This window comes from Candidatus Symbiopectobacterium sp. NZEC135, assembly GCF_025962695.1.
This window is the reverse complement of sequence record NZ_JAGFPF010000533.1, coordinates 1-1,251: the sequence shown is the minus strand read 5'-3', so window position 1 is coordinate 1,251 and position 1,251 is coordinate 1. Positions and strand designations below refer to the sequence as shown.

The following is a 1,251-nucleotide window of genomic DNA, read 5'->3' as shown; positions in this document are numbered from 1 at the left end:
AAGAGGCAAACTCATCGGCGCGTTTTATTTGGCTCAGTGTGTTGTCTGGCGCGGTTGAACAGCCTGCCAAAATGAGCACTGCGGCAAGCATTGGAAACCGCAAATCAGGAGGTAACAGGCTGCTATTTATTAACTTATTGATTTTCAAGATACACCCTTTTTAATACCGTACTGTACGGTTTTGTTATAACTTGACATAAACCGATAGTCAAGAGAAGCTTGCCCATTGGACTGAAAGAGAAGAGAAGCGTATGCGAGTTAAAAGTGAAACCAAGCGTCAAACCATTCTGGACATCGCGACGCGCGCGTTTATAGAGCAGGGATTCAACAACACGTCGATGTCGGAGATCGCCAGCCGCGTAGGGGGCTCCAAGTCAACGCTCTATAACTATTTCAGTTCTAAAGAAGAGATCTTCTCAGCCGTCATGGCATCGTCAGCCAAAACAGACATCGCGGAAGCGTTCGAATCAGTAGACCCAAAGAAAGATATCGAAACGACGCTCAACCAATTTGGCCGCAATTACCTCTCCTCCGTGCTGAGCAGCGGCCTGATGGCGATTTGGCGCATGGCGATCAGTGAATCAGAACGTAGTGACATTGGCCGCTTGTTTTATGCCGAAGGACCACAGAAAGGCTGGAAAAGGCTAAGCCATTACCTCAGTAAAAAAAGCGACGAAGGCATTCTGCGCCACGCAGACAGTTGGGTATGCGCGATGCATTTGAAAGGGCTGATTGAAGCGGAGCTGTTTCTTGTCGCAGCACTGGGCGTCGACACCACACCAGACGCGCAGCGCATCGAAGAAGCGGTCTCGCGCGCCATCACAGTATTTCTGCTCGCTTATCGGGCTGAGGCGTCGAGGCCGTAAAGCGTAAGGTGCCACAAAAAAAGAAGCTCGCGATTGAGCTTCTTTCGAGGCACTGAACAGATCGTAGTTAGCACCCTTAGCGCATCGTCACAAACTCTTCCGATGCAGTTGGGTGAATCGCCACGGTATTGTCGAAGTCGCGTTTGGTCGCGCCCATTTTCACCGCTACGGCAAAGCCTTGCAGCATTTCATCCATGCCAAAGCCGATGCCATGGATGCCAACGATCTTCTCTTCCGGCCCGACACACACCAGCTTCATGCGGCACGGCTGGCGATGCTGGGTTACCGCGGTATACATCGCGGTGAAGGAAGAGGTGTAGACTTTAACCTGATCATCACCGAATTTTTCCCGCGCTTGCGGTTCGGTCAGCCCGACGGTGCCAAT

General features: G+C 51.4%; 1 protein-coding gene and 1 pseudogene. One reads left to right on the top strand and one right to left on the bottom strand.

Annotated elements, in window-relative coordinates:
* The first annotated feature begins 251 nt into the window (after nucleotides 1-251).
* Nucleotides 252-866 (top strand): TetR/AcrR family transcriptional regulator, encoded by a 615-nt coding sequence (locus J5224_RS28500; RefSeq protein ID WP_264628465.1) that lies wholly within the window; start codon nucleotides 252-254, stop codon nucleotides 864-866.
* A 76-nt stretch (nucleotides 867-942) separates the two neighbouring features.
* Here the strand turns inward: J5224_RS28500 and J5224_RS28495 are convergent.
* A pseudogene (locus J5224_RS28495) lies at nucleotides 943-1,251 on the bottom strand (glutathione-disulfide reductase); the annotation flags it as partial.

Bases quoted from the DNA above. Each gene is read 5' to 3' on its own strand.
- J5224_RS28500 (WP_264628465.1), top strand. From the start codon at position 252: ATGCGAGTTAAAAGTGAAACCAAGCGTCAAACCATTCTGGACATCGCG.